The sequence below is a fragment of the Acinetobacter sp. V2 genome, from assembly GCF_001188385.1.
In the GTDB taxonomy this organism is placed as follows: domain Bacteria; phylum Pseudomonadota; class Gammaproteobacteria; order Pseudomonadales; family Moraxellaceae; genus Acinetobacter; species Acinetobacter oleivorans.
In genome coordinates this window covers 245,615-247,962 of record NZ_JZFB01000004.1, presented here as the reverse complement: position 1 = coordinate 247,962, position 2,348 = coordinate 245,615, and the positions used below count along the sequence as shown (strand labels likewise).

Genomic DNA, 2,348 nt, shown 5'->3' with positions numbered 1-2,348 from the left:
GAAGTACTAAAACTGGGTGAAGATGAGTTTGAGGTACGCTTTGCACCGGGACATACGCCAGGACATGTAGTTTTCTATAATAAAAACCATGGCTTACTTTGGACTGGCGATGTTCTGTTTAAAGGTTCGATTGGGCGAACAGACTTCCCACGTGGTAACCATGAGCAGTTGATTGAATCGATTAAACGTGAGTGTTTTAGTTTGCCAGATGATACTCAGTTTATTTCTGGACATGGTCCAATGAGTACCATTGGCTATGAAAAGCAATTTAACCCGTTTGTCGCGGGTAAAGCAGGTTAATCTTCATAATCATCTTCATTTTGACTACCCTTGTTTTGCTGAGGAGCATCTTGGGTAGGCAGTCTATATTCATCATTTGCCCAAGCGCCTAAATCAATTAATTTACAACGTTCAGAACAAAATGGACGAAATTCATTGCCTTCCCAAACACTTGGTTCACCACAACGTGGGCAGGGAAATGTACGTGACATAAAGCGATATCCTCAAAGTGAAGAGAAATAGATTAGGCAAAAGTCAGGTGACTTGTTAGACTTATGCCGATTTTTATTTAGTTTGATGTGATTATGCCGATTCGTCAATTTCAAGCACAACGTATGCAAGCGCCTCGCGATTTTACTCCAATTGAAAATACCCCGATTTGTGTAGAAATTGGAGCGGGCAAGGGCAAACATGCTTTGCTTTTTAGTGGGCAACAGCCACAGCACACGTTGTATGCAATTGAACGAACCCGAGAAAAATTCTTGGCAATGCAAAAGCAGCATGGTTTGGAACCAAGAGATAACTTGGTGCCTGTACATGCAGATGCTTTACCTTGGGTAGTGCATGCTTTGCATTCAGCTCAGGTTGAACATTTCTTTATTCTCTACCCAAATCCAGAACCACATAATCCAGCACAGCGCTGGTTAAACATGCCATTTTTTGAGTTTTTAATCTCGCGTCTGCAAACAGGTGGAACCATTACTCTCGCAAGTAATATTCCTGAATATATTGAAGAGGCAGAGCAGCAATTATTAAATGTATGGAAGCTGCCTTACAAAAAAGAAAAAATTGCTCAAACATCTGCACGTACTCATTTTGAAATTAAGTATTTAGAGCGCGGTGAGCTTTGCCAGCAGCTCATTATGACCAAGCCTGAAGGTTATCAAACTCGATTTGATGAGTTCGCGCCATTGCAAGGGCAAACACATGGCGAATAAGCGGGTTGCCATTATTGGAGCAGGCCCAGCAGGTCTTATGGCTGCTGAGGTACTAAGCCAATACGCTTATGATATTGATGTTTATGAACAAAAACCTTCAGCGGCACGCAAGTTTTTGATGGCAGGTAAAACGGGTTTAAATATTTCGCATGCCGAACCATTAGCCCAGTTCATTGACCGTTATGATCATGCAGAATGGCTCAAACCGTGGGTTGAAAAATGGGATGCAGTCTGGATTCAGAACTGGATGAAAAGCCTGGGAATTGAATCTTATGTGGGCACCTCAGGTCGCATTTTCCCTGTCGAGATGAAAGCAGCTCCTTTACTGCGTGCTTGGCTAAAACGCTTGGCAGAGCAACAAGTTAAATTCTTTTATCGGCATCGTTGTATTGATTTGCAAGGTACAACGGTGACTTTAGAAAACCAAAATAATCAAAGCACTGAAACTTTTACCCAGCAATATGATGCAGTCGTGTTGGCTTGTGGTGCGGTGTCGTGGTCACAATTAGGTAGTGATGGTGCATGGCAGCAATGGGTGGATCAATCTGATATTGAGCCTTTCCAGCCAAGTAATGCAGGGGTATTGCACGCTTGGTCAGCTTTTATGGAAAGCTGTTTTGGTGAACCTTTAAAGCGTATCAATGCGTGGGTTGAACCTAGCCAAGTTACTCATGGCGATATTGTGATTACTCACTATGGTTTAGAAAGTGGTGTCATTTATAAACTTGGACGAGCTTTACGAGAACAGCAAAAACAAGGGAAAAGCTTAAATCTATTTTTAGATTTATTGCCTGATGTAGAGTTGTCACAGTTAATTAAAAAATTGCAGGTTGGTAAAAAACAATCGCTCACTAATATCTGGCGTAAAGCAGGCTTAGACACAGCTAAAATTAACTTAATTAGAGAAGTCGTTGATAAAGCGTTATGGAGCCAACCAGAGACTATGGCTCAGCAAATTAAAGCACTTCAAATCAAGTTAGATGGCTTTAGGCCTATTGAAGAGGCGATTAGTTGTGCTGGTGGTATTAAGCAAAAAGCATTAACTGAGAATTTGAGCCTTAAACAAATCTCAGGTGTGTTTTGCTGTGGCGAAATGCTGGATTGGGATGCTCCTACGGGTGGATATTTACT

4 protein-coding genes are annotated in these 2,348 nt (G+C 41.7%); 3 read left to right on the top strand and 1 reads right to left on the bottom strand.

Annotation, left to right across the window (positions count from 1 at the left end; genetic code table 11):
• Positions 1-300: MBL fold metallo-hydrolase (locus tag UC75_RS21805; protein ID WP_228137385.1), on the top strand; the 300-nt coding region annotated here is incomplete at its 5' end.
• Here the strand turns inward: UC75_RS21805 and UC75_RS14115 are convergent.
• Entirely contained in the window at positions 297-491 is a 195-nt protein-coding gene (locus UC75_RS14115; protein WP_049837956.1) for a DNA gyrase inhibitor YacG, read from the bottom strand. The genes UC75_RS21805 and UC75_RS14115 overlap by 4 nt on opposite strands.
• An 87-nt stretch (positions 492-578) precedes the next feature.
• On the opposite strand from UC75_RS14115, the gene UC75_RS14110 reads away from it, so the two are divergent.
• Both UC75_RS14110 and UC75_RS14105 read left to right on the top strand, forming a co-directional pair.
• A complete protein-coding gene (locus tag UC75_RS14110) occupies positions 579-1,217 on the top strand; it encodes an SAM-dependent methyltransferase (RefSeq protein ID WP_128825283.1) in 639 nt (212 codons plus the stop codon).
• A partial coding sequence (locus UC75_RS14105; protein WP_049837954.1) for a TIGR03862 family flavoprotein occupies positions 1,207-2,348 on the top strand: 1,142 nt, incomplete at its 3' end. The genes UC75_RS14110 and UC75_RS14105, both read left to right, overlap by 11 nt.